General features: G+C 63.7%; 25 protein-coding genes. 16 read left to right on the top strand and 9 right to left on the bottom strand.

Annotated features, from left to right (window positions below):
* Window positions 1-97 precede the first annotated feature (97 nt).
* From IQ25_RS15360 to IQ25_RS15330, 7 genes are all read left to right on the top strand, one after another.
* Entirely contained in the window at window positions 98-667 is a 570-nt protein-coding gene (locus IQ25_RS15360; protein WP_144907160.1) for a hypothetical protein, read from the top strand.
* Between the two features lie 68 nt (window positions 668-735).
* On the top strand, window positions 736-1,965 hold the full coding sequence (gene tyrS, locus IQ25_RS15355; protein WP_144907159.1) for a tyrosine--tRNA ligase: 1,230 nt from the start codon (window positions 736-738) through the stop codon (window positions 1,963-1,965).
* 141 nt (window positions 1,966-2,106) lie between these two features.
* Window positions 2,107-2,445, top strand: coding sequence for a PilZ domain-containing protein (locus IQ25_RS15350; RefSeq protein ID WP_144907158.1), 339 nt, complete (start codon window positions 2,107-2,109; stop codon window positions 2,443-2,445).
* Window positions 2,446-2,518: 73 nt separating this feature from the next.
* A complete protein-coding gene (locus IQ25_RS15345; protein ID WP_144907157.1) occupies window positions 2,519-3,835 on the top strand; it encodes an MFS transporter in 1,317 nt (438 codons plus the stop codon).
* Window positions 3,836-3,878: 43 nt separating this feature from the next.
* Window positions 3,879-4,796, top strand: coding sequence for a cysteine synthase A (gene cysK, locus IQ25_RS15340; RefSeq protein WP_144907156.1), 918 nt, complete (start codon window positions 3,879-3,881; stop codon window positions 4,794-4,796).
* A gap of 5 nt (window positions 4,797-4,801) precedes the next feature.
* Entirely contained in the window at window positions 4,802-5,509 is a 708-nt protein-coding gene (locus tag IQ25_RS15335; RefSeq protein ID WP_144907155.1) for a dienelactone hydrolase family protein, read from the top strand.
* A gap of 8 nt (window positions 5,510-5,517) precedes the next feature.
* Window positions 5,518-5,784 (top strand): hypothetical protein, encoded by a 267-nt coding sequence (locus IQ25_RS15330; protein ID WP_144907154.1) that lies wholly within the window; start codon window positions 5,518-5,520, stop codon window positions 5,782-5,784.
* A gap of 4 nt (window positions 5,785-5,788) precedes the next feature.
* Here the strand turns inward: IQ25_RS15330 and IQ25_RS15325 are convergent, their stop codons facing one another.
* The 4 genes from IQ25_RS15325 to IQ25_RS15310 all read right to left on the bottom strand — a co-directional run bounded on the left by IQ25_RS15325 (window position 5,789) and on the right by IQ25_RS15310 (window position 9,682).
* Complete coding sequence (locus tag IQ25_RS15325; protein WP_144907153.1) at window positions 5,789-7,591, bottom strand: acyl-CoA dehydrogenase C-terminal domain-containing protein; 1,803 nt, start codon at window positions 7,589-7,591, stop codon at window positions 5,789-5,791.
* Window positions 7,592-7,621: 30 nt separating this feature from the next.
* Window positions 7,622-8,089: a MerR family transcriptional regulator gene (locus tag IQ25_RS15320; protein WP_144907152.1), complete on the bottom strand. Its 468-nt coding sequence runs from the start codon at window positions 8,087-8,089 to the stop codon at window positions 7,622-7,624.
* A gap of 31 nt (window positions 8,090-8,120) precedes the next feature.
* Window positions 8,121-8,504 (bottom strand): phosphoribosyl-AMP cyclohydrolase, encoded by a 384-nt coding sequence (gene hisI, locus IQ25_RS15315; RefSeq protein WP_407070602.1) that lies wholly within the window; start codon window positions 8,502-8,504, stop codon window positions 8,121-8,123.
* 407 nt (window positions 8,505-8,911) lie between these two features.
* Window positions 8,912-9,682 carry a ComF family protein gene (locus tag IQ25_RS15310; protein ID WP_144907150.1) on the bottom strand — a complete coding sequence of 257 codons (771 nt, stop codon included), beginning with the start codon at window positions 9,680-9,682 and terminating at the stop codon, window positions 8,912-8,914.
* Between the two features lie 62 nt (window positions 9,683-9,744).
* Here IQ25_RS15310 and IQ25_RS15305 point away from each other — a divergent pair, with 62 nt between their 5' ends.
* Window positions 9,745-10,533 (top strand): class I SAM-dependent methyltransferase, encoded by a 789-nt coding sequence (locus tag IQ25_RS15305; RefSeq protein WP_144907149.1) that lies wholly within the window; start codon window positions 9,745-9,747, stop codon window positions 10,531-10,533.
* A 57-nt stretch (window positions 10,534-10,590) separates the two neighbouring features.
* On the opposite strand, the gene ppdK is transcribed toward IQ25_RS15305, so the two are convergent.
* The 3 genes from ppdK to IQ25_RS15290 form a co-directional block, all read right to left on the bottom strand.
* Complete coding sequence (gene ppdK, locus IQ25_RS15300) at window positions 10,591-13,254, bottom strand: pyruvate, phosphate dikinase (protein ID WP_144907148.1); 2,664 nt, start codon at window positions 13,252-13,254, stop codon at window positions 10,591-10,593.
* A 65-nt stretch (window positions 13,255-13,319) separates the two neighbouring features.
* Window positions 13,320-15,401 carry a glycine--tRNA ligase subunit beta gene (glyS, locus tag IQ25_RS15295; protein ID WP_144907147.1) on the bottom strand — a complete coding sequence of 694 codons (2,082 nt, stop codon included), beginning with the start codon at window positions 15,399-15,401 and terminating at the stop codon, window positions 13,320-13,322.
* Window positions 15,398-16,303, bottom strand: coding sequence for a glycine--tRNA ligase subunit alpha (locus tag IQ25_RS15290; RefSeq protein WP_144907146.1), 906 nt, complete (start codon window positions 16,301-16,303; stop codon window positions 15,398-15,400). Before IQ25_RS15290 ends, glyS begins: the two co-directional genes overlap by 4 nt.
* Window positions 16,304-16,444: 141 nt before the next feature.
* Between IQ25_RS15290 and IQ25_RS15285 the strand changes: the two genes are divergently transcribed.
* The 7 genes from IQ25_RS15285 to IQ25_RS15255 all read left to right on the top strand — a co-directional run bounded on the left by IQ25_RS15285 (window position 16,445) and on the right by IQ25_RS15255 (window position 21,278).
* Window positions 16,445-16,648 carry a helix-turn-helix transcriptional regulator gene (locus IQ25_RS15285; RefSeq protein ID WP_039331181.1) on the top strand — a complete coding sequence of 68 codons (204 nt, stop codon included), beginning with the start codon at window positions 16,445-16,447 and terminating at the stop codon, window positions 16,646-16,648.
* Complete coding sequence (locus IQ25_RS15280; protein WP_144907145.1) at window positions 16,626-17,291, top strand: hypothetical protein; 666 nt, start codon at window positions 16,626-16,628, stop codon at window positions 17,289-17,291. Before IQ25_RS15285 ends, IQ25_RS15280 begins: the two co-directional genes overlap by 23 nt.
* 59 nt (window positions 17,292-17,350) lie before the next feature.
* Complete coding sequence (locus IQ25_RS15275) at window positions 17,351-18,268, top strand: TraB/GumN family protein (protein ID WP_144907144.1); 918 nt, start codon at window positions 17,351-17,353, stop codon at window positions 18,266-18,268.
* Window positions 18,265-19,182 carry a TraB/GumN family protein gene (locus tag IQ25_RS15270; protein ID WP_144907143.1) on the top strand — a complete coding sequence of 306 codons (918 nt, stop codon included), beginning with the start codon at window positions 18,265-18,267 and terminating at the stop codon, window positions 19,180-19,182. Before IQ25_RS15275 ends, IQ25_RS15270 begins: the two co-directional genes overlap by 4 nt.
* Window positions 19,183-19,305: 123 nt before the next feature.
* A complete protein-coding gene (locus IQ25_RS15265; protein WP_144907142.1) occupies window positions 19,306-19,911 on the top strand; it encodes a 50S ribosomal protein L25/general stress protein Ctc in 606 nt (201 codons plus the stop codon).
* 268 nt (window positions 19,912-20,179) lie between these two features.
* On the top strand, window positions 20,180-20,749 hold the full coding sequence (gene pth / locus IQ25_RS15260; protein WP_144907141.1) for an aminoacyl-tRNA hydrolase: 570 nt from the start codon (window positions 20,180-20,182) through the stop codon (window positions 20,747-20,749).
* Between the two features lie 154 nt (window positions 20,750-20,903).
* Window positions 20,904-21,278, top strand: a complete 375-nt coding sequence (locus tag IQ25_RS15255; protein ID WP_144907140.1) for a PEP-CTERM sorting domain-containing protein — start codon at window positions 20,904-20,906, stop codon at window positions 21,276-21,278.
* Window positions 21,279-21,308: 30 nt separating this feature from the next.
* On the opposite strand, the gene IQ25_RS15250 is transcribed toward IQ25_RS15255, so the two are convergent.
* Entirely contained in the window at window positions 21,309-22,823 is a 1,515-nt protein-coding gene (locus IQ25_RS15250) for a tetratricopeptide repeat protein (RefSeq protein WP_144907139.1), read from the bottom strand.
* Between the two features lie 185 nt (window positions 22,824-23,008).
* Here IQ25_RS15250 and IQ25_RS15245 point away from each other — a divergent pair, with 185 nt between their 5' ends.
* On the top strand, window positions 23,009-23,725 hold the full coding sequence (locus tag IQ25_RS15245; RefSeq protein ID WP_144907138.1) for a cistern family PEP-CTERM protein: 717 nt from the start codon (window positions 23,009-23,011) through the stop codon (window positions 23,723-23,725).
* 60 nt (window positions 23,726-23,785) lie between these two features.
* On the opposite strand, the gene IQ25_RS15240 is transcribed toward IQ25_RS15245, so the two are convergent.
* Entirely contained in the window at window positions 23,786-25,291 is a 1,506-nt protein-coding gene (locus IQ25_RS15240) for a tetratricopeptide repeat protein (RefSeq protein ID WP_144907137.1), read from the bottom strand.
* Between the last annotated feature and the right edge of the window lie 90 nt (window positions 25,292-25,381).

Raw genomic sequence — 25,381 nt, 5'->3', positions numbered from 1 at the left:
GCGCTTCGACGGAGGAGACTGCCAGAGGCGGATGCAAGGGATGGCTGGACAGGATCGGCATGATCGTGGAACTAACCGCTTGCCGGAGGGGAAAGCAATGATCGGGACGCGCACAATCATCACGCTTGCCGTGGCGGCCGCAGCCATGACTGCCAGCCAGGCATTGGCGAAGGAGTTCGCCATCGGCGGTGGCATCAAGGTGACGCTTGGCGACGACTGGACCGGCACCTCGATGCAGAACCCGGCCATGGGCTTTCCCGGCATGAAGGACGTGATGGAGGAGGCAACGGAAAGCCGCCTTCGTGGTCCGGGTTCGGGCGTTCTCGTCTCCTACATGAAGTTCAAGACCAAAAAGGCCGCAAGCGACATCAAGATCGATGATGCCGCGAATGTCGTGAAGGCAGCGCAGGCCGCATATGCGCAGGCCGTTGAGACTGATCTGCAACCAGTGGTGCGCATCAGCGGGGAGACGGTAAGGGCGTACCTGACGCTTCATGCAAAGCCCGGCGCCCGGTTAAACGTCGCAGGCGGCTATCCGGGCGGATGCGTGACGACCGGCACGATCCGCCTTGGCGCGGCAATCCACAACGTCTCCATCGCATCCGAAAGCTGTGAAAGCGCAGGCCACAAGGAAGCACTGGCTGCGATTTTCGAGATTGGTACCTAGCAGGCCGGCCATTTCGCCCAAGGCGAGGCCTTTGTTTGCCCTCGTCATCGTGCTAGGCGCGCGCGATCATGACGCAGTACAGCTCCTCACTTCTTCGCCTGCTCGACGAGCGCGGTTACATCCACCAGCTGACCGATGCCGAAGGGCTCGACAAGCTGGCCAGCGAGGGCGTGGTGCCGGGCTATATCGGTTTCGACGCAACTGCACCGTCGCTCCATGTCGGCAGCCTTGTGCAGATCATGATGCTGCGCCGTCTGCAGCAGGCCGGACACAAGCCCGTCGTCCTGATGGGCGGAGGCACGACGCGGATCGGTGACCCGACCGGGCGCGACGAAAGCCGCAAGATGCTGTCGGACCAAACGATCGAAGACAACATCGCCTCGATCTTCACGGTCTTCTCCAAGCTGCTCAAGTTCGGCGACGGCCCGACTGATGCTGTCATGGTCAACAACCACGACTGGCTGGGCAAGCTCGGCTACATCGAACTGCTGCAGGAAGTCGGCACGCACTTCACCGTCAACCGCATGCTGACGTTCGATTCGGTCAAGCTCCGACTCGAGCGCGAACAGCCGATGACCTTCCTCGAGTTCAACTACATGATCCTTCAGGGGTACGATTTCCGTCACCTCAACAAGGACATGGGCGTGCGCCTGCAGATGGGCGGGTCGGACCAGTGGGGCAACATCGTCAACGGCATCGAACTGACCCGCCGCAAGGACGGCAAGGAGGTGTTCGGCCTGACGACGCCGCTGCTCACCACGGCCGACGGCAAGAAGATGGGCAAGACCGCCGCCGGTGCCGTCTGGCTCAACGAAGACGCTCTGCCCGCCTGGGACTTCTGGCAGTTCTGGCGCAACACGGATGATCGCGACGTGGGCAAGTTCCTGCGCCTGTTCACCGACCTGCCGCTCGACGAAATCATGCGACTCGAATCGCTCGAGGGTAGCGAGATCAATGCGGCGAAGGTCGTGTTGGCCAACGAGGTCACGCGTCTGGTGCGTGGCGAGGATGCGGCCAAGGCTGCCGAAGCGACTGCTGCCGCGACCTTTGCCGGCGGCGGACTCGGGCAGGACCTCCCCGTTCTGGAAATAACCGAAGATAGCATCGGCATCATCGACGTTCTGGTCGGCCTTGGCTTTGCTGCCAGCAGGGGCGAGGCCAAGCGCCTTGTCACCGGCGGCGGTGCACGCGTCGACGGGGTCTCGGTCACGGATGAAGGGTATCGTATCCCATTGTTATCTGAGGAAATTCGCGTTTCCTCGGGTAAGAAGAAGCACGGTATCCTGCGCCGCGTCTGATACGAAGCGGCGTCTTCGGTTGCCTGATTCCTAACGGCAATAGCCTGCCGGTTCCGGCAAGGATCTGCCGGGGCTTTACGAATTATTCGCCAATTTGAAGCTATATCCTTCGGCACAGTCACTCATGCGCCAGGAGGAACGATGCGCGGCGGAGCCCAGCTTTCAGTCACCGATCTGCGTCGATCCAACCGTCACCCGGTAAACCTGCCGGTGATCGGCGAGCATCGGGCGCTTGGCGATATTTTGCTACAGTTCGCCAATATCTCCACCACCGGCTTCATGGCCAGTGGCGTCAGCGATCTTGGGCGGGGAGAACGGGTCACGGTCCGCCTGCCGGTAATCGGGCGAATCGAGGCGTTCCTCGTGTGGACCGATGGTGACCGTGCCGGTTTCCAGTTCGAGCGCATCGTGCGTCTCGACGATTTCACCAAGATGATCCGTTCGCTGCAACCAGGACCGCGCTCTCGCGGCCAGAGCTGACCTGCAGAACTGAAAGTTCACCGCAGGGCGGAACCCAAATTTTGCTTTGTTGGCAATTCGAAGGCGTGCTGGCATGGCACGCCGCGTGACTGCTTCATCATCATCCGACACCGGCACAGCCATAGCGCCGACATCGCCTCTCGCCATTCCCGACTACCGGCGCTTCTGGATCGCGCGCTTCTTCTCGGTTCTCGCTACGTCCGGCATGGTGGTAATCCTCGGATACCAACTCTACGATGTCGCGCGCGGCCAGTATGGCATGTCGATTGCAACTGCCGCGTTCCAATTGGGCTTGCTGGGGCTGGCGCAGTTCCTCCCGCTTTTCGTGCTGACGCCCGTGGCAGGCGTGGTCGCCGATCGGTTCGACCGGCGCAACGTAGCGGGTCTTTCGACCTGTATTGACCTGACGATCGCGCTGACTCTGGCAAGCTGCACCTATCTTGATCTGCTGACGCTGCCACTGCTGTTCGGCCTGGGTGCCTTGCACGGTACGGCCCGCGTTTTCATCGGTCCGGCGCTTTCATCGATTGCGCCCAACGTCGTGCCCGCCGAACTGATGCCAAAGGCCGTCGCGATCAATTCCATGGCATGGCAGACCGGATCTGTCGTTGGGCCCGCACTGGCTGGCCTGCTGTTCGCTGGTCACGCATCCCTGCCGTATTGGACGGCGACGGTGCTTCTGGCTCTGTCGGCCCTGTGCATCTTCGGTATCCGCCGACTGCCGCCGCCTGAAGGCAACCGCGATGCGCATCCTGTCCGCCAGATCCGCGAGGGCCTGAGCTTCGTCTGGAATGACCGCTTCCTGCTGGGCTGCGTGACACTCGACCTGTTCGCCGTTCTTCTCGGCGGAGCGACTGCGCTGCTGCCGGTGTTTGCGCGCGATATCCTGTTTCTCGATGGCAAGCCTGTAGGCGCGGACGGGCTGGGGCTGCTGCGCGCGATGCCGAGCCTTGGCGCCGTCCTCGTCGGCCTTGTTCTGGCAAAGCGCCCCATCACGCACAATGTCGGCAACAAGATGCTGCTGGGCGTAGTCGTCTATGGTCTCTTCACCATCGGCTTCGGACTTTCGACCAACTATTACCTGTCCTTGCTCATGCTCATGGGCGTCGGCGCTGGCGACATGGTTTCCGTGTTCATCCGCAACACGCTGGTCCAGTTGCACACGCCGGATGACGTGCGCGGACGGGTCTCCTCGATCTCCGGCCTCGCCATCTCGGCGTCCAACGAACTGGGCGAAATGCAGTCCGGCGTGGCTGCAGCACTGATTGGCGCGGTGGGAGCCGTACTGTTCGGCGGTATTTCGGCCATAGTCGTTACGGGCGCATGGTTCTTCCTGTTCCCCGAATTGAAGAACGCACGAACCTTTGCAGCGCGGTACAGATCGTCCTAGACAAGGTACCGGACTCCCCCCTTCACTCCAAGGAGCAAGCGACATGAAAGCGGATTCCATCCTCGCCACTATCGGCAACACCCCGCATGTTCGCCTGTCCCGCCTGTTTCCCGACCACGAGGTATGGGTGAAGAACGAGCGCGCCAATCCCGGCGGCTCGATCAAGGACAGGATCGGCCTCGCCATGATCGAGGCTGCAGAGGCTGATGGCAGCCTCAAGCCCGGCGGCACCATCATCGAGCCGACTTCGGGTAACACCGGCATCGGCCTTGCCATGGCGGCGGCGGTCAAGGGCTACAAGCTCGTGCTTGTCATGCCAGAGTCGATGTCGCTCGAACGGCGTCGCCTGATGCTTGCCTATGGCGCCACCTTCGACCTAACCCCGCGCGAAAAGGGCATGAAGGGCGCGATCGAACGGGCCAAGGAACTTGTCGAGAACACCGAAGGCGCTTGGATGCCCCAGCAGTTCGACAATCCGGCAAACGTTGCCGTTCACGTCCGCACCACCGCGCAGGAAATCCTCAAGGACTTCGCCAGCGAGCCAATCGATGTGCTGATCACCGGTGTCGGCACCGGCGGTCACCTGACGGGCTGCGCCGAAGAACTGAAGAAGCATTGGCCCTCAATGAAGGCCTATGCGGTAGAGCCGACGCTGTCGCCGGTGATCTCGGGCGGTCAGCCTGCCCCGCACCCGATCCAGGGTATCGGCGCGGGCTTCATTCCGGGCAACCTTCACACCAAATCCATCGATGGCGCCATCACGGTCGATCCGGCAGACGCCAAGGAAATGGCCCGGCAATGCGCATCAAAGGAGGGTATCCTCGTCGGTATCTCGTCGGGCGCCACGCTTGCGGCGATTGCCCAGAAGCTTGAAAGCCTGCCTGCCGGCACCCGGGTCCTCGGTTTCAACTACGATACTGGCGAACGATACCTGTCGGTTCCGGACTTTCTGCCGGAGTAAGGCCGATGGCGGTCGAGCAGGTCGATTACTCCGACGGCGATGTTCCCCTCACCGGCTTTCTCATGAAGCCGGAAGGACGGCCGCGCGCCGCGGTCCTCGTCCTGCCGACCATCGCCAACTGCAACACGCCGATGATCCGCCGCGCCCACATGCTGGCGCAGGCGGGTTATCTCGCCATGATCGCGGATTTCTACGGCGTGCAGGTCCGCGATTTCGATCATGCGCGCGAACTGGCAGGCCCGTTGCGGTCATGCGCCGAAGGCTACCGCCAGCGCCTTCGCGCAGGGCTTGCCGCACTGACCGGACTGCCGGAGGCGCAAGCCTTGCCGGTTGCCGCTGTCGGCTACTGCATGGGCGGCCAAGCCGCGCTGGAACTGGCGCGCGATGGAGCAGACCTCGTGCTCGCAGCCAGTTTCCACGGTCTGCTCGATACGCAAGCACCGGCATCTCCCGGCGCGATCAAGGCGCGCATCCTCGTCTGCCACGGCGACGCCGACCCGATGGTCCCGCGCTCCCAAGTCTTGGCCTTCTGGGAGGAAATGGACGCGGCCGGCGCCAACTGGCACTTTCACAGCTACAGCGGCGTCCGCCACGGCTTCACCGACCCGGGTAGCGACGAACGCGGCATGGCAGCAATCGGTTATGACGCCAGTGCCGACCGGCAAAGCTGGGCCGCACTGATGGAACTGCTGGACGAAGTGCTCGCTGCTTGAGCTTTGTCGTGCTCATCCTGATTGCGAGCGTGCAGGGTCTGGTCGTCTTCGGGTCTGCCTACGCCTTGTGGCACTGGCGAGGCTTCAGCAACGTATGGCTCAAGGCACCGCTGATGCTCATGTCATGGCTGGGCTGGTGCATCCTGACAATCGCAGGCTACGCAGCCCTTGGCGGTGATGGCGGGCTTATGGACGGCTTTGGGCTCGTCCTCATCCTGTGCATCACCGCCTTGCTCGGAAGTCTGCTATTCCTTCTCGGCTGGGTTCTGGCCTGACCGATCAAGCGATGGCCAACTGCTCCGGCGTCAGTGCCATGATCGTCTCGCAGCCAGCCTCGACCTGACGGCGCAGGGCACCGGCTTCGGTGGTGTAGCGGGTCGCCCAATGGCGGGCGCAGGCCAGCTTGGCTTCATAGAACGCCTTGTCTTCGGCACCGTCGGCGATGGCGGCAGCGGCCACCTTGGCCATGCGCAGCCACATCAGGCCGAGTGATACGATCCCGGTCAGCGTCATGTAGGCATAAGCGCCCGCGCCGAGGTTGTTGGGATTGGCCATGGCGTTCTGCATGAACCACATCGTCGCGGCCTTCATCTCGCCAGCCGTCTTGCCAAGGCGCTCTGCAACGAGCTTGACGGTCTCGTCAGACGTTGCCTCGGCACACTCGGCGTCGATCAGCGCGAACAGTGCCTGCACCGCGCGCCCGCCGTTCAGCGCAAGCTTGCGTCCGGCAAGGTCCATCGCCTGCACGCCATTGGTGCCTTCGTAGATCATTGCGATGCGGGCATCGCGGACGAACTGCTCCATGCCGTTCTCGGCAATGTAGCCGTGGCCGCCCCAGATCTGCTGCATGTCGGTGGCGACCTTGTAACCCATGTCGGTGCCATAGCCCTTGATCACCGGCGTGAGCAGGCTGATCAGATCGTCCGCCATCTCGCGCTCTTCTGCCGTGGCCGCCTTGTGCGAAAGATCGACCTGCAGCGCGCCCCACAGGCACAGGGCACGCATGCCTTCGATGAATGTCTTGGCGTCCATGAGCATGCGGCGCACGTCGGGGTGCACGATGATCGGATCGGCCTTCGCCTGCGGATCGGCAGGCCCGGTAAGCGCACGGCCCTGACGGCGATCGATCGCGTAGGCCAGGCCGTTCTGGTAAGCCACTTCGGCCTGCGCAAGGCCCTGCATGCCGACGCCGAGGCGTGCCGCATTCATCATGATGAACATTGCGGCAAGACCCTTGTTCTCCTCGCCGACGAGCCAGCCCTTGGCGCCATCGTAGTTCATCACGCACGTCGCGTTGCCGTGGATGCCCATCTTCTCTTCGATCGAACCGACCGAAACGCCGTTCTTCTCGCCCAGCGAACCATCGGCATTGACGATGAACTTGGGCACGATGAACAGAGAGATGCCCTTGCTCGATTCAGGTGCTCCCGGCGTCTTGGCGAGTACGAGATGGATGATATTCTCGGTCAGGTCATGATCGCCTGCCGAGATGAAGATCTTGGTCCCGGTGATCGCATAGGAGCCATCGGCCTGCGGCTCGGCGCGGGTGCGGATCATGCCGAGGTCGGTGCCACAATGCGGCTCGGTCAGGTTCATCGTGCCGAGCCATTCGCCGCTGACCATCTTGGGCAGATACATCGTCTGCTGCTCGGGCGAACCCTTGGCCCGGATTGCCGAGATCGCGCCGTTGGCAAGGCCCGGATACATCGCGAAGGCTTGGTTGGCGGTGGCGAGGTACTTCTCCATGATGAAGCCCATCACGTGCGGCAGGCCCTGTCCGCCGAACTCTTCCGGCGCCGAAAGCGTGCCCCAGCCGCCTTCGACATACTGCCGATAGGCGTCCTTGAAGCCGGTTGGCGTGGTCACGCTGCCATCGGGATGGCGCGTGCAGCCTTCCTTGTCGCCCGACAGGTTGAGCGGAGCGATCACTTCGGAAACGAAGCGTCCGGCTTCCTCGATGATCGCGTCGGTCATGTCGGGCGTGGCGCTCTCGAAGCCGGGCAGATTGCCGTAGCTTTCGAGGCGGATCAGTTCGTTGACGACGAAGCGGGTGTCGCGGGTGGGCGCATTGTAGATCGGCATTGTGTCCTGTCCCTTTCAGGCGTCCGGCCTTCAGACGGTTGGATCGCGGCCTTCCGACCGCTCCTTGGCGATGACGAGATCGACGAAGCTGGTCAGTTCGTCGATCGTCGCAGCAATGTCTGCCTGTTGGCGGCGCAGGTTCTCGATCCGCTCACGGCACTTGGCGATGGTGACGCGGCGCTGCTCCGCGCGGCCGTCGCCCATATCGTAGAGGTCGATCATGTCGCGAATTTCGGCGAGGCTGAAGCCGACGTTCTTGGCGCGCATGATCCAGGCGAGACGTGCGCGGTCCCGCTTGGAATATATGCGGGAAAGCCCGACGCGCTCGGGCGCGATCAAGCCCTCATCCTCATAGAAGCGCAAGGCGCGGGCCGTCACCCCGAACTCGTTCGAGAGATCGGAAATTGTGAACTGGTCCCGCTTCAGCGCGTCAGGCTGATCGAGATGACCGGTATGGTCGATCGGAACGTGAGTCGCTGTGGCAGCATGCTGTGACATGCCACCTTGCTAACTAACCTTTACGTAAGCGTCAATCGACGATGCGCTCCAGTGTTCCGTCAGAAACAACACGACGGTAGAAGCATGACGTCGCCATGGTGTGGCACGCAGGGCCGGCCGCTTCGACGCGGAGTTCGAGCGCATCCTGATCGCAATCGACGCGCATCTCGATCACGCGGAGCACGTGGCCCGAACTCTCGCCCTTCATCCACAGCGCCTTGCGCGAGCGGGAATAGAAGTGCGCGAATCCGGTCTCCATCGTCTTGTCGAGCGCCTCACGATTGACGTGCGCGAGCATCAGCAATGCACCCGAGGCGTGATCGACCGCGACCGCGGTGAGCAGGCCGTTCGAGTCGAATTTCGGCATGAATTCAGTACCCTGCTCGCGCAGTGCGGTATCGTCAGAACTGGACAAGATGGTTCGAACCTTTCCACTCCGCCGGAACATGGCGGATTTGTTGCAGGATAACCACACAGGCACGCAAAATCCACCCGGACAGCACAATCCACTTCCGTCGGGGGCATGAATGGGTGATGAAGCGTCAGCGGCTTGAGGGAGCCGCGAACTGAACGGCCAGCTTCCAAGAAGCGGCAGTGCATCGCGCGCCAATGTTCAGGGACACACGATGAGGGGTCGGTCGGCTGCCTCGCTGCAGGCCCAAAGGGGCCGCGCGAAGCGCCTTCCGGAAGGTGAGGGAAAAAGGCGGGACGGTCAGGGGGCCGTCATTATCGCGAAACACGCGAACGCCCGCAGAAATTCGTCACGACGGCGCCCGGGACCTGCAGGTCCCGGGCGTTTCGTTCGTGGTCTTTCCACGCAACTCAGGGTCGCACTTCGACTCGTTCCCGCAAGGCATCGAGCGCTTCGTCGAGAACCCGAGCGAAGCAGGCGATCCGGACCTGCGCCACGCCCGCTTTGCGCAGGGCGATGATACACGCGTCGGTCGTGGCGCCGCTGGTCATGACGTCATCGACCAGCAGGACATTGCAGCCCTTCAGCAAGGCGCCTCGCCCCGGATGCGGCGCAATCGCGCCTCGCAGGACCCTGGCGCGCGTCGTGCGGTTAAGGCCTCCAAGCGACGGCGTGGGCTGCGTGCGGACGAGACCGTCTACGATGAGACGTTTGCCGGTGAGCCGCGCAACTTCGCGAGCCAGCAAGGCTGACTGGTTGAAGCCGCGCCGCATCAGCCGCCAGCGATGGAGCGGCACGGGCACCACCAGCCAGTTCCCCTCAAGCGGCGGCAGGCGCTGCGCGATCATCCGCGCCATCATCGGAACGAGCCCGATGCGCCGACCGTGCTTGAGCGCGAGAACAAGCGCGCGCGAGGGATCGTTGTAGAGCGTGGCGGCAGCGATTCCGGCATGGCGCGGTGATTCTGCCATGCAGGGGGCGCAAACCAGTTCTGCCTCGGTGCCATGCCCCTCCCCCAACGGACGCTGGCAGAGCGAACAGCAAGTTCCCGAAGGCACCGCAAGGCCATCCCAACAGGCAAGACACAGGCCGCCATGCGATGCGACGGGGCCGCCGCAGAGCGGGCAGCGCGGTGGGAAGACGAAGTCCACGATCGGCGTCAGGGCAGCGGAAAGCTTCACGCCGTGATCCTCGCACGATTGCCCCCCTTGGCAAGACGCCCGGACATGGGCAGTGCCCGGAAATGGCCAGCACTCCTCCCGTTATTTTCGCTCCGGAACGGCGCAATGCCCTGCGCCGCCGGATGGCATGGCTCCAGAGGCAGCCCGACGCGCCGCATTACCTGATCGAGGACATGGCCGACGACGTGCTCGACCGGCTTTCCTTCCTCCGTCACGAGCCGAGTCGCGCTCTGGTCGTGGGCGATTGGACCGAGACAGTTGCGCAGAGCCTGAGGGGCAGTGGCGTGCACGTCGACGAACGCGATCCGGCGCTCGGGATCGTGCCGCTGAACGAGGAAGCACCCTATCCCGATGGGGGATACGACTTCATCGCGAGCATAGGCACGCTGGACACCGTCAACGACCTGCCCGGCGCTCTGGTGCATCTGCGGCGCGCAATGGCCGATGGCGGGTTGATGATTGCCAGTTACATCGGTGCGGGATCGTTGCCAGCGTTGCGGGCAATCATGCTGGAAGCCGATGGCGAGCGCCCTTCCCCGCGCGTCCATCCGATGGTCGACGTGCGTGCAGGCGGGCAGTTGCTCCAGCGTGCAGGCTTTGCCGATCCGGTTATCGACAGCCACCACATCGACGTGCGCTTCCGCTCGCTGGAAGGGATGATCGGTGACCTACGCGCTCAGGGGCTGGGCAACTGCCTTGCCCGGCCAGGCGCGCCGCTGGGCAAGGCCGCCCTCGCTCGCGCCAGGGAAGCCTTCGCCGCGCGGGCAGAAGCCGATGGCAAGGTGACCGAACGGTTCGAGATTCTGACGCTCAGCGGATGGGCGAAGGCACTTCGCCCGCCCAAATTCTGAGCGCGCGCGACAGACCATGTTGGAGTGTTTCCCCGGGGAAACACTCCAAATAGGTTATCAGTCCAAAGCCGCCTGCGCCGCAGCCAGCCTTGCGATCGGCACGCGATAGGGGCTGGCCGAGACGTAATCGAGGCCGGTCTTCTCGCAGAACGCGATGGAGGCCGGATCGCCGCCGTGTTCGCCGCAGATGCCGAGCTTGAGATCGGGCCGGGTCTTGCGGCCACGCTCTGCCGCCAGTTCGACCAGCTGCCCGACGCCTTCGATGTCAAGGCTGACGAACGGATCGCGCGGGTAGATGCCCTGATCGACATAGGGGTTGAGGAAGCGCGCGGCGTCGTCGCGGCTCACGCCCAGCGTCGTCTGCGTCAAGTCATTGGTGCCAAACGAGAAAAACTTGGCTTCCTCGGCAATCTCACCCGCCATTAGCGCAGCGCGCGGCAGTTCGATCATCGTGCCGACCATGTATTCGAGCGTGCGGCCCTTCTCGGCAAAGACTTCCAGCGCCACGCGGTCGACCAGCGCGCGCAGGATTTCGAGCTCCTTGCGCGTGGCGACAAGCGGGATCATTACTTCGGGGATCGGCGCATCGCCGCTCTTGTCGGCAACGTCGCAGGCCGCCTCGAAGATGGCGCGGGCCTGCATCTCGTAGATTTCCGGGAAGGTGATGCCGAGGCGGCAACCGCGGTGGCCGAGCATCGGGTTGAACTCGTGCAGCTCGCCCGCACGGCGCTTGAGGTGCTCGACGCCAAGCCCGGTGGCCTCGGCCAGTTCGGCGAACTCGGCATCGGCGTGGGGCAGGAATTCGTGCAGCGGCGGATCGAGCAGGCGGATGGTGACGGGCAGCCCCGCCATGACCTCGAAGATCGACTGGAAATCGCTGCGCTGTTCGGGGAGCAGCTTGGCAAGGGCAGCGCGGCGGCCCTTCTCGTCTTCGGCGAGGATCATCTGGCGCACGGCGCTGATGCGACCGGCTTCAAAGAACATGTGCTCGGTGCGGCACAGGCCGATGCCCTCGGCACCGAACTGGCGCGCGACCTGGCAATCGAGCGGGGTTTCGGCGTTGGTACGCACCTTCATCCGGCGGTGCTTGTCCGCCCAGACCATGAGCGTACCGAAATCGCCAACGAGTTCAGGCTCCACGGTGGGCACCAGGCCCGACATGACATCGCCGTTCGAACCATCAAGGGTGATGATATCGCCCTCCTTGATCTCGCGATTACCGATCTTCGCGGTGCGGCTCGCCATGTCGATCGAAACGCCGGACGCGCCCGAGACGCACGGACGGCCCATGCCGCGCGCGACCACGGCGGCGTGGCTGGTCATGCCGCCACGCGCGGTGAGGATGCCGCGGGCGGCGTGCATGCCGTGGATGTCTTCAGGCGAGGTTTCCACGCGGACGAGGATCACGGCATCGCCGCGTTCGGCCAGCGTCTGCGCAGTATCGGCATCGAACACCACCGCGCCCGATGCCGCGCCGGGCGAAGCTGGCAAGCCCTTGGTCAGCACGTCGCGCACGGCCTTGGGATCGAGCGTTGGGTGGAGCAGCTGATCCAGCGCCATGGGATCAATGCGCTTGATCGCGGTAGCCTCGTCGATCAGGCCCTCTGCCACCATGTCCACCGCCATCTTGAGCGCAGCCTTGGCGGTGCGCTTGCCCGAGCGGGTCTGCAGCATCCACAGCTTGCCCTGTTCGACGGTGAACTCGATGTCCTGCATGTCGCGATAATGGTTTTCGAGCAGTTCGAACACGGCAGCGAGTTCGCCATAGGCGCCGGGCATTGCTTCTTCCATCGACAGCGGCTTGGCGTTTGCGCGTTCACGCGCGGCAAGCGTCAGGTACTGCGGCGTGCGGATGCCGGCGACGACGTCCTCGCCCTGCGCATTGACCAGCCATTCGCCGTAATAGGCCTTCTCGCCGGTGGCAGGATCGCGGGTGAAGGCGACGCCGGTGGCCGAAGTTTCGCCCATGTTGCCGAAGACCATGGCCTGCACGTTGACGGCGGTGCCCCAATCGTGCGGAATGTCGTTGAGCTTGCGATATACCTTGGCGCGATCGGACTCCCAGCTATCGAACACGGCGCCGATTGCGCCCCAGAGCTGTTCGTGAACGTCCTGCGGGAACGGGCGGCCAAGCTGTTCAGCAACGATGGCCTTGTATTCGCTGACGAGCGCCTGCCAGTGTTCGGCACCTAGTTCAACATCGTTGAAGAAGCCGTTGTCTTCCTTGACGATTTCCAGTGCATCTTCGAACCGGTGATGATCGAGGCCGAGCACGACGTCTGAATACATCTGGATGAAGCGGCGGTAGCTGTCCCACGCGAAGCGGGCGTCGCCCGATCCGGCGGCAAGGCCCTGTACGGTGTCATCGTTCAGGCCGAGGTTGAGCACGGTATCCATCATGCCCGGCATCGAGACGCGCGCGCCCGAGCGGACAGAGACTAGCAGCGGGTTAGAAGCATCGCCGAAGGCGCGGCCGGTGGCTTTTTCGATATGCGAAACGCCATCAGCGACGCCAGCGCGCAGGGCATCGTCGAAAGTCTTCCCGCTGGCGTTGTAGGCCGTGCAGACTTCGGTGCTGATGGTGAAGCCCGGAGGCACCGGCAGGCCGATCCCGGCCATTTCTGCAAGGTTGGAGCCCTTGCCGCCGACGATCGTCTTGTCCTTGGCCCGAGCGTCCGAAGACGTGGCACCGCCGCCGAAGTGGAATACGTATGCGCTCATGCGAACAACGATGCTCCCTGCGTAACCTTGGTTCTTGCCGGACGGGGCCGGATTCGGCCCGTCCCTTAGCCCTCTATGCGCGAAAAGTCCGCAACTTTGTGCACTGCAGCACGGAAACGGTCAAGCAAGGCAAGGCGACTTGCGCGTTTGCTCAAGTCTGCATCGTTCACGGTAACGCTTTCGAAGAAGGCATCGATGGGTCCGCGCAAGCTGGCGAGCGCGGCCATGGCAGCGGTGAAATCTTCCGCAGCAATGGCGCTGTCGGCCTGAGGCTCGGCAGCGTTCAGCGCATCGACCAGCGCCTGTTCGGCGGGCTCGCGGGTGTAATCCGCATCGGCGGCTTCGTAGACTTCCTTCTTGAGGATGTTCGCGGCGCGTTTGTAGCCTGCGAGCAGGTTCGTGCCGTCCTCAGTGCCGACAAAGGCCTGCAGCGCGTGGACGCGGGCGAGCAGGCGGACGAGATCGTCCTCGCCGCCGAGCGCGAACACGGCGTCGATCAGGTCGTGACGGACACCTGCTTCGCGTTGCTGGACTTTGAGGCGGTCGGCGAAGAAGGCGACTGCCCCTTCTATTTGCTCATGATAACTGCAACCATCACGCTGAACCAGCAACCTCGCGCCCTTGAGCTTGATGGAACTATCAGCAACCGACAATGCCTGTCCAAGCGGAAAGCGTAGTTTATTCAAAGCTATCAATTCAAGAATGCCAAGTGCGGCTCGTCGAAGAGCAAACGGATCTTTTGAGCCCGTAGGCCTTTCATTAATGGCAAAAAATGCTGCTAACGTATCCAGCTTATCCGCCAGCGCCACGGCCACCGTCACCGGCGCAGTCGGCACGTCATCGCCCTGCCCGACCGGCTTGTAGTGATCGCGGATGGCGTCGGCCACCGCGTCGGGCAGGCCTTCGGCTCGGGCGTAGTAGCCGCCCATCAGGCCCTGGAGTTCGGGGAATTCACCGACCATCTCGGTGACGAGATCGGCCTTGCAAAGTTCCGCAGCCTGTCGTGCCAGTGCCGGGTCGCAGTTCGGCACGATGCCTTCGCTTGCCAGCCACTCGGCCAGCTTGGCGACGCGTTCGACCTTGTCAGCGACGGTGCCGAGCCTTTCGTGGAACGTGATGCGCGACAGCTTCTCCGCCTGCTGCGCGAGCGGCTTCTTCTTGTCCTGCTCCCAGAAGAAGCGGGCGTCGGAGAGGCGCGCGGCGAGGACCTTGCGGTTGCCGTCGACGATGGCGGCGCCGCCGTCCTTCGCCTCGATATTGGCGGTGCAGACGAAGGCGTTGGCGAGCTTGCCTGCGGCATCACGGCAGATGAAGTACTTCTGGTTGACGCGCGCGGTGAGCTGGATGACTTCGGGGGGCACGTCGAGGAAGGCTTCATCAAAGCGGCCGAGCAGAGGGACCGGCCATTCGGTGAGGCCGGCGTTCTCGATAACCAGACCTTCGTCCTCGACCAGTACGAGACCTGCAGCTTGCGCCACGGCCTTGGCCTTATCGCGCACCATTGCCTCACGCTCGACATGGTCGACGATGACGTGGCAGGCGCGCAACTTCTCGGCGTAGTCATGGGCGCTGCCGATGGTGATCTCGCCGGGGCAATGGAAGCGGTGGCCGCGCGTGGCGTAGCCGGACTTCACAGCTCCGATCTCGCACTCGACCAGATCCTCGCCGAGAATGGCGACGATGCCGGAGAGCGGGCGGACCCAGCGCAAGGATTCGGTTGAGAGCGAGGCTGCGCCCCAGCGCTGGCTCTTGGGCCAGGGGAAGGCGCGGATGATCGCGGGGATGGCTTCGGCAAGCACGTCCTTGGTGGCGCGGCCGGGCTTTTCGGTGACGGCGAACCAGACGCCGTCGCGCTCGGTCAACTGGTCCTTGGTGAGGCCGGTCTTGCGCAGGAAGCCTTCGAGCGCCTGTTCGGGGGCAGAGGTCTTCGGGCCCTTGGTTTCCTCCGAGACAGCCTCGGTCGCCAATGGCAGGTCGCGGGCGATCAAGGCGAGGCGGCGCGGGGTGGACCAGACGGTGATCTCGCCAGCCTTGAGGCCGGCTGCGTCAAGCTGCTTGCGGAACAGCTTTTCGAGATCGGCGCGGGCGCCTGCCTGCATGCGGGCCGGGATTTCCTCGCTGCGCAGTTCGAGAAGGAAATCGGTCACTTGCTCCACTCCGGGTACTTGGCCGCCCACTGATCGGCGTTCTTTTCCATGTAGGCCTCGCACGAACCGCGGGCGAGATCGCGGACGCGGCCCATGTAGCTGGCGCGTTCCTGCACCGAGATCACGCCGCGCGCCTGCAGCAGGTTGAACAGGTGGCTGGCCTCGATCGCCTGTTCATAGGCGGCGATGGGCACGCCTGCTTCGAGGCTGCGCCTGCACTCTTCCTCGGCGCGGCGGAAGCCTTCGAACAAGCTGTCAGTATCGGCGACCTCAAAGTTCCACTTCGACATCTGCTTCTCGTTCTCGAGAAACACCTCGCCATAGGTGACGCCGTGATTGTTGAAAGCGAGGTCATAGACGTTGTCGACGCCCTGAATGTACATGGCGAGGCGTTCGAGGCCGTAGGTCAGTTCGCCCGCGACGGGCTTGCAATCGAAGCCGCCCATCTGCTGGAAGTAGGTGAACTGGGTGACTTCCATGCCATCGCACCAGACTTCCCAGCCGAGGCCCCATGCGCCGAGAGTCGGGGATTCCCAGTCGTCTTCAACGAAGCGGATATCGTGGACCAGCGGATCGATGCCGATCTCGACCAGCGATTGCAGGTAGAGTTCCTGCAGGTTCTCCGGGCTCGGCTTCAGGATCACCTGATACTGGTAGTAGTGCTGCAGGCGATTGGGGTTTTCGCCATAGCGGCCGTCGGTCGGGCGGCGGCAGGGCTGCACGAAGGCTGCGTTCCACGGCTCTGGCCCAAGCGCGCGCAGGGTGGTGGCAGTGTGAAAGGTCCCTGCCCCCATGCGCATGTCATATGGCTGGAGGATCAGGCAGCCCTGTTCGCTCCAGAAAGCGTGAAGGCGCAGGATCATGTCCTGCAGGCTGAGAGGCGTTTTGTCAGTATCGGCCATGGTCGCGCGGCTTTGGCCGATGAGGGCCGCCAAATCAACCGGGAAGCGGCGCTTTTGCATCCATGTCAGGTCTTCTTGACATAGTCAGCGAATCACGACATATTGTCAGTATAACCTGACATATGGACAGGTCAGCATGACATGAATAACCGATTGAGAGTTTTGCGCGCGGAGCGGCAGTGGAGTCAGGCCGATCTTGCCCTCAAGCTCGACGTGTCCCGCCAGGCGGTGAACGCGATCGAGACGGGCAAGCACGACCCCTCGCTTCCCCTCGCCTTCCGCATCGCGCGCCTGTTCCAGCTTCGTATCGAGGAGATCTTCGATGATGGTTTCCAACATGACTGACGAGAATGCGCAAACTGAAGCCGCCCCGATGAGCGGCGCAAATCTTGCCATGCGCATTGGCATCGCAACCGTAGGCGCAGTGTTCTTCTCGGGCGCGCTGGCCGGGTTGAGCGGGGCGCTTTCGCAGGAAGAGCAGATCAAACCGGTGGGTTATGTGATCATCGCGGTGTTTGCCGCCCTGACTCTGGGCTCGCTATGGTTCGCCTGGGTTAGCGGACGGCGATATTATCGTGAGAACGGTCCGTTCACGCCTCGCGGACGCCGGGCCACGATCAGCGCAGGCATAGCTTGCGTCATCGGCATGGCCGTGGGTGCCGCGATGAGCATTTCCAGCGACACGCCTTCGCAGTCCTTCGACCTGATGGATGGCCCGCTTCCTGCTGGCATCGCCGCCGGGCTGATTGCCGTGATCGTGCTGGTTCTCGCGCCGATCACCTGGTTCTGGCACCGCAATATCGACGAGCACGAGGAGCAGTCCTACCGCACTGGCGCGCTGGTGGCGCTGTACTTTTACAGCGCGGCGGCGCCGATCTGGTGGCTGGGCGAGCGTGGCGGGTTCCTGCCTGCAGCCGATGGCATGGCGCTATACTTCGCGACAATGGGCGTGTGGTCGGTAGTCTGGTTCCGCCAGCGCTATCTCTGACGCCTTTTCAAATCCCTTCATTCCCCTGCAACCTGTTTCCGGGCAAAAGGAGCCTGATCATGAAACGCGCCTATCACTCCCTCACCGCCGCGATCGCGCTGGCCGCCTTTGCCTTTACCGGCTCGGTTCGAGCCGAAGCTCCTGCTGCAAAGCCTGCAGCTGCGGCACCTGCACCGAAGCAATTGAAGCCCGCGCTGTGGAAAGTCGCCGATGCGGACACCACGATCTATCTTTTCGGCACGATCCATGCGCTGCCCAAGGGGCTGGTCTGGCTCGACGGGCCAGTCGGCGCGGCGCTCGACAGTTCGAGCGAGCTGATCACCGAGATTCCGGACGTCCCTGCGGCAGAGCAGCAGAAGACCGTCATGGCCGTGGGACTGCTCAAGGGCGAGACGCTGCGCTCGCTGATGGCTGACTCCGATCGCGTGGCCTACGAAGCGCTGCTGGCGAAGCTGAAGATTCCGGTCGAGGCGTTCGATCCGCTGGAGCCATGGCTGGCCGGGATCACGCTGGGCGTGATGCCCTATGCCATGGCCGGATATGGCGCGGACAGCGGCGTTGAAGCCGTGCTGCGCAAGGCCGCCGTGGCCAAGGGCAAGAAGCTCGGCGCGCTGGAGACGGTGGATTACCAGCTTGGCCTGTTCGACCAGCTGCCGCGCGAGACGCAGCTCAAATTCCTTGGTGAAGCGGTGCGCGATTTCGACAAGAGCTTTGCCATCATCGGCACGATGACCGACGAGTGGGGCGCGGGTGATCCGGAAGGGCTCGGCAAGTTGATGAACGAGCAGATGGATGACGCCGAACTGGCTGATACGCTGCTGTACCAGCGCAACCGCAACTGGGCTTCGTGGATCGCCAAGCGGCTGGATCAGCCCGGCACGGTGTTCATTGCGGTGGGCGCGGGCCATCTGGCTGGGGCGCAGAGCGTGCAGGACCTGCTGAAGGCGCAGGGACTGGCGTCGACCCGCGTGCAATGAAACATCTCTCCCGCTTCCTTCCGCGCCTGCTTTGGGCGATTGTTCCGGCGCTGCTGCTGGGCATGGCCATGGCGTGGATGGAGCGTGGGAAGACGGCGCCGGAGCAGGACACGCGCGTCGCGCTCTGGCAGATCGAGGACAAGACCGGGGCGGTGCGCGGCTATCTGTTCGGCACCGTCCACGCCCTGCCTCCGCAAGTGAAGTGGCTGCGGCCTGCGGTGGGCGAGGCGCTGGCGCGGTCGGACCGGCTGGTGCTCGAGATTGCCGAGCCGCTGGATCAGAAGACGGCGGGCGATGCACTGGCGGACCTTGCCGGGACCGAAGGCCTTCCCCCGCCGTCGCAACGCCTTGCCCCAGCCTATCGGGCAAAGCTGGCCGAGGTCTATCGCAAGCTTGGCCTTTCCGACGCGGACTTTGCCGATACCGAAAGCTGGGCGGTGGCGCTGCAGCTAGCCGCCATTGCCGGGCAGAAGGCCGGCGCCGATCCTGACAGCGGCGCGGAGCCTGCCTTGCGCAAGCTGGCTGCGGCCAAGCCGGTCGCGGGCTTTGAAACCATCCACAGCCAGTTCGGCGTGTTCGACGCCCTCCCCGCACGCCAGCAACAGGTGCTGCTGCAGGAAGTGACGGTGGAGGCCGCGAGCGACAAGGACGAGGAGGCCGACATGGTCGCGCTATGGCTGCGCGGCGATGACCTTGGCATTGCGCGCGAGGCGAATGAGGGGTTCCTTGCCGACGCGGGGCTGCACCAGGCGCTGCTGACCGACCGCAACCGTAATTGGGCGGACCAGCTGGACGCGATGCTGAAGGGTGGCGCAAAACCCTTCGTCGCCGTGGGCGCGGCGCATCTGGCAGGCTCGGACAGCCTGCAACGCCTGATGATGGCGCGCGGGTGGACGATCAAGCGGGTGCCTTGATGGCCCGCACTGATTCCTTGCATTTCCCGGCAAACCCGCTAAGGGCCGCCGCTTCCCTGTCATGGTCATCCCTGGAGGCGTGGCGGAGGAAGTGTGTTTAAACATTGCTGAAGGTACTGACACATGAGCGAAACGCTTAACCTGTCGGCCGAGACGCGCGATCGGGCTGGCAAGGGAGCCTCCCGTGCACTGCGTCGCGAAGGCCGCACCCCCGCCGTGATCTATGGCGGCAACGAAGAACCCATCGCGATCCACCTTGAAGAAAAGGCGCTCAACAAGGCGCTGGGCACCGGCCACTTCTTCAACTCGGTCGTCGAGCTCACTGTCGGTGGCAAGACCATCCGCACGCTTCCCAAGGACGTCGCCTTCCACCCGGTGTCCGACCGTCCGCAGCACGCAGACTTCCTGCGCATCTCGAAGGACTCGGTCGTTCACGTGGACGTGCCGGTTGCCTTCATCAACGAAGAGAAGTCGCCCGGCCTCAAGAAGGGCGGCATCCTCAACGTCGTCCGTCACGAGCTGGAAATGATCTGCTCGCCTGACTCGATCCCCGACGACATCATCGTCGACGTTTCGGGCTACGAAGTCGGCGATTCGATCCACATCAGCGCCGTCACCCTGCCCGCAGGCGTGAAGCCCGCGATCACCGACCGCGATTTCACCATCGCGACGATCGTGGCTCCCTCCTCGCTGAAGAGCGAAGAAGGCGACACCACCAAGGAAGACTGATCGTCTTTCAAGGTGACCTGCCCTGCAGGCGCGTGAAAAAGAAGCCCCTTCCGTTTCGTGCGGGAGGGGTTCTTTTTTGGGTGGTTGGTTTGCGCTATGCCCTTGCCCACCCCCAACCCCTCCCGCCTGCGGGAGGGGAGTTAGCAGGACCGCCCTATGCACGCCCTCCCGCAGGCGGGAGGGCCGGGAGACTTGGCCTTGCGCAGCAAGGCTTAGTCGGACGGGGTGGGCAATGTGACCGCTCAACAATCAAAGGAACGCCAAGCACATGCAACTCTGGGTCGGCCTCGGAAATCCCGGACCGCAGTATGCGCTGCACCGTCACAACGTCGGCTTCATGGCGCTCGATACCATTGCCGAGGTTCACTCATTCGGGCCGGTGCAGAAGAAGTTCCAGGGCTGGTTGCAGGAAGGCCGGATCGGCAACCAGAAGGTCCTGCTGCTCAAGCCCGCGACCTTCATGAACGAGAGCGGCCGTTCGGTGGGCGAGGCGATGCGGTTCTACAAGCTCGGGATCGAGGCGCTGACCGTGTTCCATGACGAGCTCGACCTTGCCCCGTTCAAGGTCAAGGTGAAGCAGGGCGGCGGCACTGCGGGCCACAATGGGCTGCGTTCGATCGACCAGCACCTTGGCGCCGATTTCCGCCGCGTGCGCCTCGGTATCGGTCATCCCGGACACAAGGATCGGGTCACCGGCTACGTCCTTGGACCCTTTGCCAAGGCCGAGCAGGACGATCTGGTTGAAATGCTGGGAGCCGTGTCCTCCGAAGCGGGCTGGTTGGCGGCTAAAGATGACATTCGTTTCATGAACGACGTGGCACTGAGGCAACAAGACTAAGCAGCTGGCAACAATTCGGAAACGCAATCCGTCGCCCTGACTTACAAAGCCACGGCGACGGATTGACGTTAACCATCGCAACCCCTGAATTCCGTGAAATGGCACCGATTTTGCAAAGCATGGGTGCAACCGCAATTAACCAACGGGGGTTAAAATGAAGATCCGTTCACTCACGATCCTTGCCGCAACTGCAGGTCTGGCCGCGACGACGCCTGCCCATGCCACCTGGTGGCTGACGCACAAGCACTACTGCAACTGCGGCCATAGTGGCGGCTCGAGCCAGTGTGGCGGTACGACGACGTCGGGCGGCAGCACTACGACCGGCGGTACGACGACCACGTCTGGCGGCACCACCACGACCTCGGGCGGTACGACGACCACGTCGGGCGGCACCACCACGACTTCTGGCGGCACGACGACGTCTTCCGGCGGTACTGCCGTGCCTGAACCTGGCATGCTTGGCATGATGGCGCTGGGCCTTGTCGCTGTCGGCTTTGCCCGCTCGCGCAAGATCAAGCCGCGCGCCTGAGCTGGTGCGTGTAGCGCTTGCCCCCCGTTATCAGGCGCCTTGGCGCGGCTGATAACGGGCAAGCGTTTGCCGGAAGACCGGGTTGCCCGGATCGGCCTGCGCCGCCTGACGCAACAACGCCACGGCTGCTGGGATATCGCGTCCGGCCCTGGCCCTTACCAGCCCAGCCATGTAGCTCGTGTCAGGATCCTCGGGCCGGAGTGATCTGGCGCGGTCCGCAGCGCTGATGGCCTCGTCTACCTTGCCCTGATGGCTCAGGGCATAGGCAAGGCGCTTGAGCACTTCCGCATCTTCGCCAAGCTGCGCCAGTTGGGCGTAGGCGGCGGCGGCGGTAGCCCAATCTTCGCGTGCAGTTGCCGACTGCCCCTGCGCGACGAGTTTCTGAGCAGCAATTTGCCGCGCATCGGCAAGCCGGGCCTTGAACTTGCCCGCTTCAGGCAGGCCTGCAGCTTCGGCCGCCTTAGCGGCCAGCTCAAGCTCACGTTGATCGGCCATCATGCTGTTCGCAAGCGGATAGACGGTCGTGTAGGCCGCGCGCGCATCGCCGGTCTCCAGCTGCGCCTCGGCCAGCATGATCCGCGAGAATGGGTTGTTCGGCGAGCGGGTCAACGCGCGCTGGAAGAGCGCCCTTGCCTGCTCCGGATGGCCCGTGCGCAGCATTGCCTCGGCATAGCTGAGGCCGTTGGCAGACAGCGGATCGAGATCGCGCTCCTGCTTGGCAAGGATGGTCCGGACAGTATTCCAGTCACCCTTCATCGCTGCGAACTGAACATTGAGATCGCGCACACGCACATCATCAGGCGCGATTGCCGCCGCGCGCTTGGTTGCAGCGACAGCGTCGTCGAGCTTGCCTTCAAGGTCGAACACGGTTGCGCGGGCGATAAGGGGATCGGGCACCCCCGGGTAGCGCGCTGCTGCACGCTCAAGAAGAGCGTGCGCGTCTGCATAACGGCCGCGCCGGGACGCGACGTCTGCACCGAGCATCAGGGCATCGAAACCGTCCGGCTGAAGCCGTGACAAGGCGGCGATCTGGCTTGTGGCGCCATCAAGGTCGCCAGAACCGATCAAGAAACGGGCGTAATCGCGCAGCAGCAGGGCATCAGCCCCCGCCGCCGCGCCACGCCGCAAGGCCGCGAGTGCGCCGGTTGCATCCTGCTTGTCAGCCAGAGCCGCGGCGCGGACGCGTTCCGCGGTCGGGCTTGCGGCATTGCCCAGCAAGGCCAGCGCCTCGTCGGGATGGCCGCGCAGCAGTGCCGCCTCGGCTCTGATCAGGACGAGATCGGAAGCCGGAGTCCCTGCCCGTTCAAGCCGCTCGGCCGTCGCTGCAGCGCCGTCTCCATCACCCAACCGGAGTTGGACATCCGCCAGCAGGCGCAAGATTTGGCGATCATCGCCTTTTTGCTCCAGCGCCGAAACGAGATCGACCCGCGCGGCTGCAAGTTCCATCCCCGCGATTTCCTGCCGCGCGCGGGCAATCCGGTCGTCGGCGCTGTCACCGCAGGCAGAAAGCGCGAGAAGCATGGCAAGGGCAAGACGCGTTCGCATGACAATGGTGATGCCAGCTAGCACTGAATCTTTGGTGAAAACTCCGAACGAAATCCGCAGCGGCGCTGTCGGAAAAACTTACGCCTCAAACATCGTTAATCATTACAAATGGCTGAAATCCGCAATTGGCACAGGCATTGCTTTCATAACGATTAACCGAATTCCGGTTCATGGGAGCAGAATCGATGACATTCAGGAAAGTTCTTGCCGGCCTTGCCGCCAGCGCGGCCATGGCGGTCGCATCGCCCGCTTTTGCGGATTCCGTAACGCTTGGATCGGGTGACATCGGCACCAGCTTCTCGCTCAACTACAACGGCTTCTCGGGTGGCACGAACATCGACGGGCTGACCGGTTCGACGACGTTCAAGCTGACCGGCATCTCGGGCAACGACTACACGTTCGACTACAGCGTGGCGAACACCAGCTCGGCCCCGGTCACCGGCTCGCGCATCTCGAGCTTTGCGTTCAACACCGATCCGAACATTTCTTCGGCCACCAGCACCGGTGCGTTCTCGTACACGACGCTGTCGTCAAACTATCCCAATGGCATCGGCACCGTCGACGTCTGCTTCAAGGACGCGCAGACCGGCAGCTGTGCAGGCGGTGGCAGCGGTGGTCTTACGCTGGGCCAAAGCGGCACGGGTTCGTTCACGCTCAGCTTCTCTCAGCCGGTCAGCTCGCTGACGCTGAGCGACTTCTACGTCCGCTACCAGTCGATCACCGGCGTCCCCGGCATCAGCTCGGCCAGCGGCTCGGGCACGCTCAGCAGCACGGGCGGATCGACCGGTGGCACGCCGGTTCCCGAGCCGGGCATGCTCGGCCTTCTGGGCGCTGGCCTGGTCGGTCTGGCGCTGGCACGTCGCCGCCAGACGGCACCGCGCCGGATCGCACTCGCCGCCTGATCGCGAATACAGGATAATCGGAAGGGAGCTTGCGCAAGCAGGCTCCCTTTTCGTTTGCGCTCAGCCCTTTTCGGCGCTGCGCAGGTGCCCTGAGATGGTTGCGTTGTTCGGCGCCTTGGAAGCGGCGTCGCGCAACAGGGACAGGCCGCGTGAACGGTCCTTGCCCGTCTCGACCAGCAGCCATCCGAGCGTATCCATCACCGAGGCGCTTGTTGGCGCAGCCTTGTAGGCCCGCTCGGCAAATTCCAGCGCCTTGGTCTTGTTGCCGACCATCCCTTGTGCATAGGCCATATTGTTGAGGACCAGCGGGTTCTTGCCATCGGTCACGGCGAGCAGGCGCTCGTATGCGGCGATCGCATTGCCCCAGTTGGACTGCCTCATCGCCGTATCGGCCTGTGCCAGCGTCGCGGCCATGGCCTGCGCGGACGGAAACCTTGCTTTCTCGGCGAGCTTGGCGGCATCAGGATCGCCCGAAGCTTCTGCGGCCTTGGCAAGCAGGCGCAGGTCTTCGGCATCGGCGGTCTGCACTTCGGCAAACGGCCGCATGGTTTCGACAGCGCCGCGAGGATCGCCTGCGGCGAGTTGCGCCTTGGCAAGTTCGCGCCGCAGCGTTGCGCTGCCGGGGTTGCGTGTCAGCAGGGGCTGCAACTTGGCGCGAGCCTGTTCGGGCTGCTTGAGCTGCACAAGGGCCTGTGCGTAGAGCACGGTCGCCTCGTCCTTGCCGACGAGCGAGGCTTCGTTGGCCTGAAGCACGCTCCGCACGGTCTGCCAGTCTCCGCGCGAGGCGGCAGCCCGGGCCTGAAGATAGGCGACCTGCCCGCCACCCTTGACCTCGGCCAGTGACTTGAGAACGCCTTCCATCTCGCTGGTCCGGCCAAGATCGCCGAGCACTGCGGCCTTTCCGGCAAGGGCTGCAAGATTTCCGGGATAGGCATCGACGGCAGCTTCGTATCCGGCGAGCGCCTGTGCCAGACGGCCTTCCGCCGTGGCGACTTCGGCGTCTGCAAGAAGCGCGTCGATCATGCCGGGGTCGGCGGCCTTGGCGCGGTCAGCAAGGGCCCGCGCCTGCTTGATATCTCCGCCCATCAGCGTGAACCGTGCATAGTCCGACAGCAGCCGCGCATCAGGCTTGCCCTCTGCCCCTGCGGCAAAAGCCTTGGCGGCGCCTTCGCGGTCTTCCTTTGCCAGCAGGGCGAGCGCGCGCAAGCGCTGTGCGCCGGCAGAGGCCTCGCCCCCTAGCGCGGCGAGCGCATCGTCTGGAAGGCCGCGCAGAAGATTGGCCTCGCTCATCAGCAACGCGAAGTCTGCGGGGCGCCTGCCTTCGGGAAGCTTGGCCAACGAGGCTTCGGCAGCGATACCATCACCCATGGCCAGTGCGTTGCGCGCGTGGAGCTCAAGCAACGCAGGGTCTTGCGGATTGGCTTCGAGCGCGGCCGCGAGGTCGACTTGCGCCGCGCGATAGTCATGTGCCTCGAACGACTTGCGCGCGCGCTCGGCGCGCTCCTGCGGGCTGTCGGTACAAGCTGCCAGCAGTAGCGGCAGGATGAGCAAGGCCAGCTTTTTCATCGCAATTCTCTCCACGCGTGAAGCGCTTAGTGCGCCCAATCCCTGAAATTTCCGTGAAGGTTTCCAAATCCCGTGCGGCCCGCTAAAGGC

This window comes from Novosphingobium taihuense, from assembly GCF_007830315.1.
Lineage (GTDB): Bacteria > Pseudomonadota > Alphaproteobacteria > Sphingomonadales > Sphingomonadaceae > Novosphingobium > Novosphingobium taihuense.
Note: the sequence above shows the minus strand (reverse complement) of the source record. Positions and strands in the feature narration are given on the sequence as shown.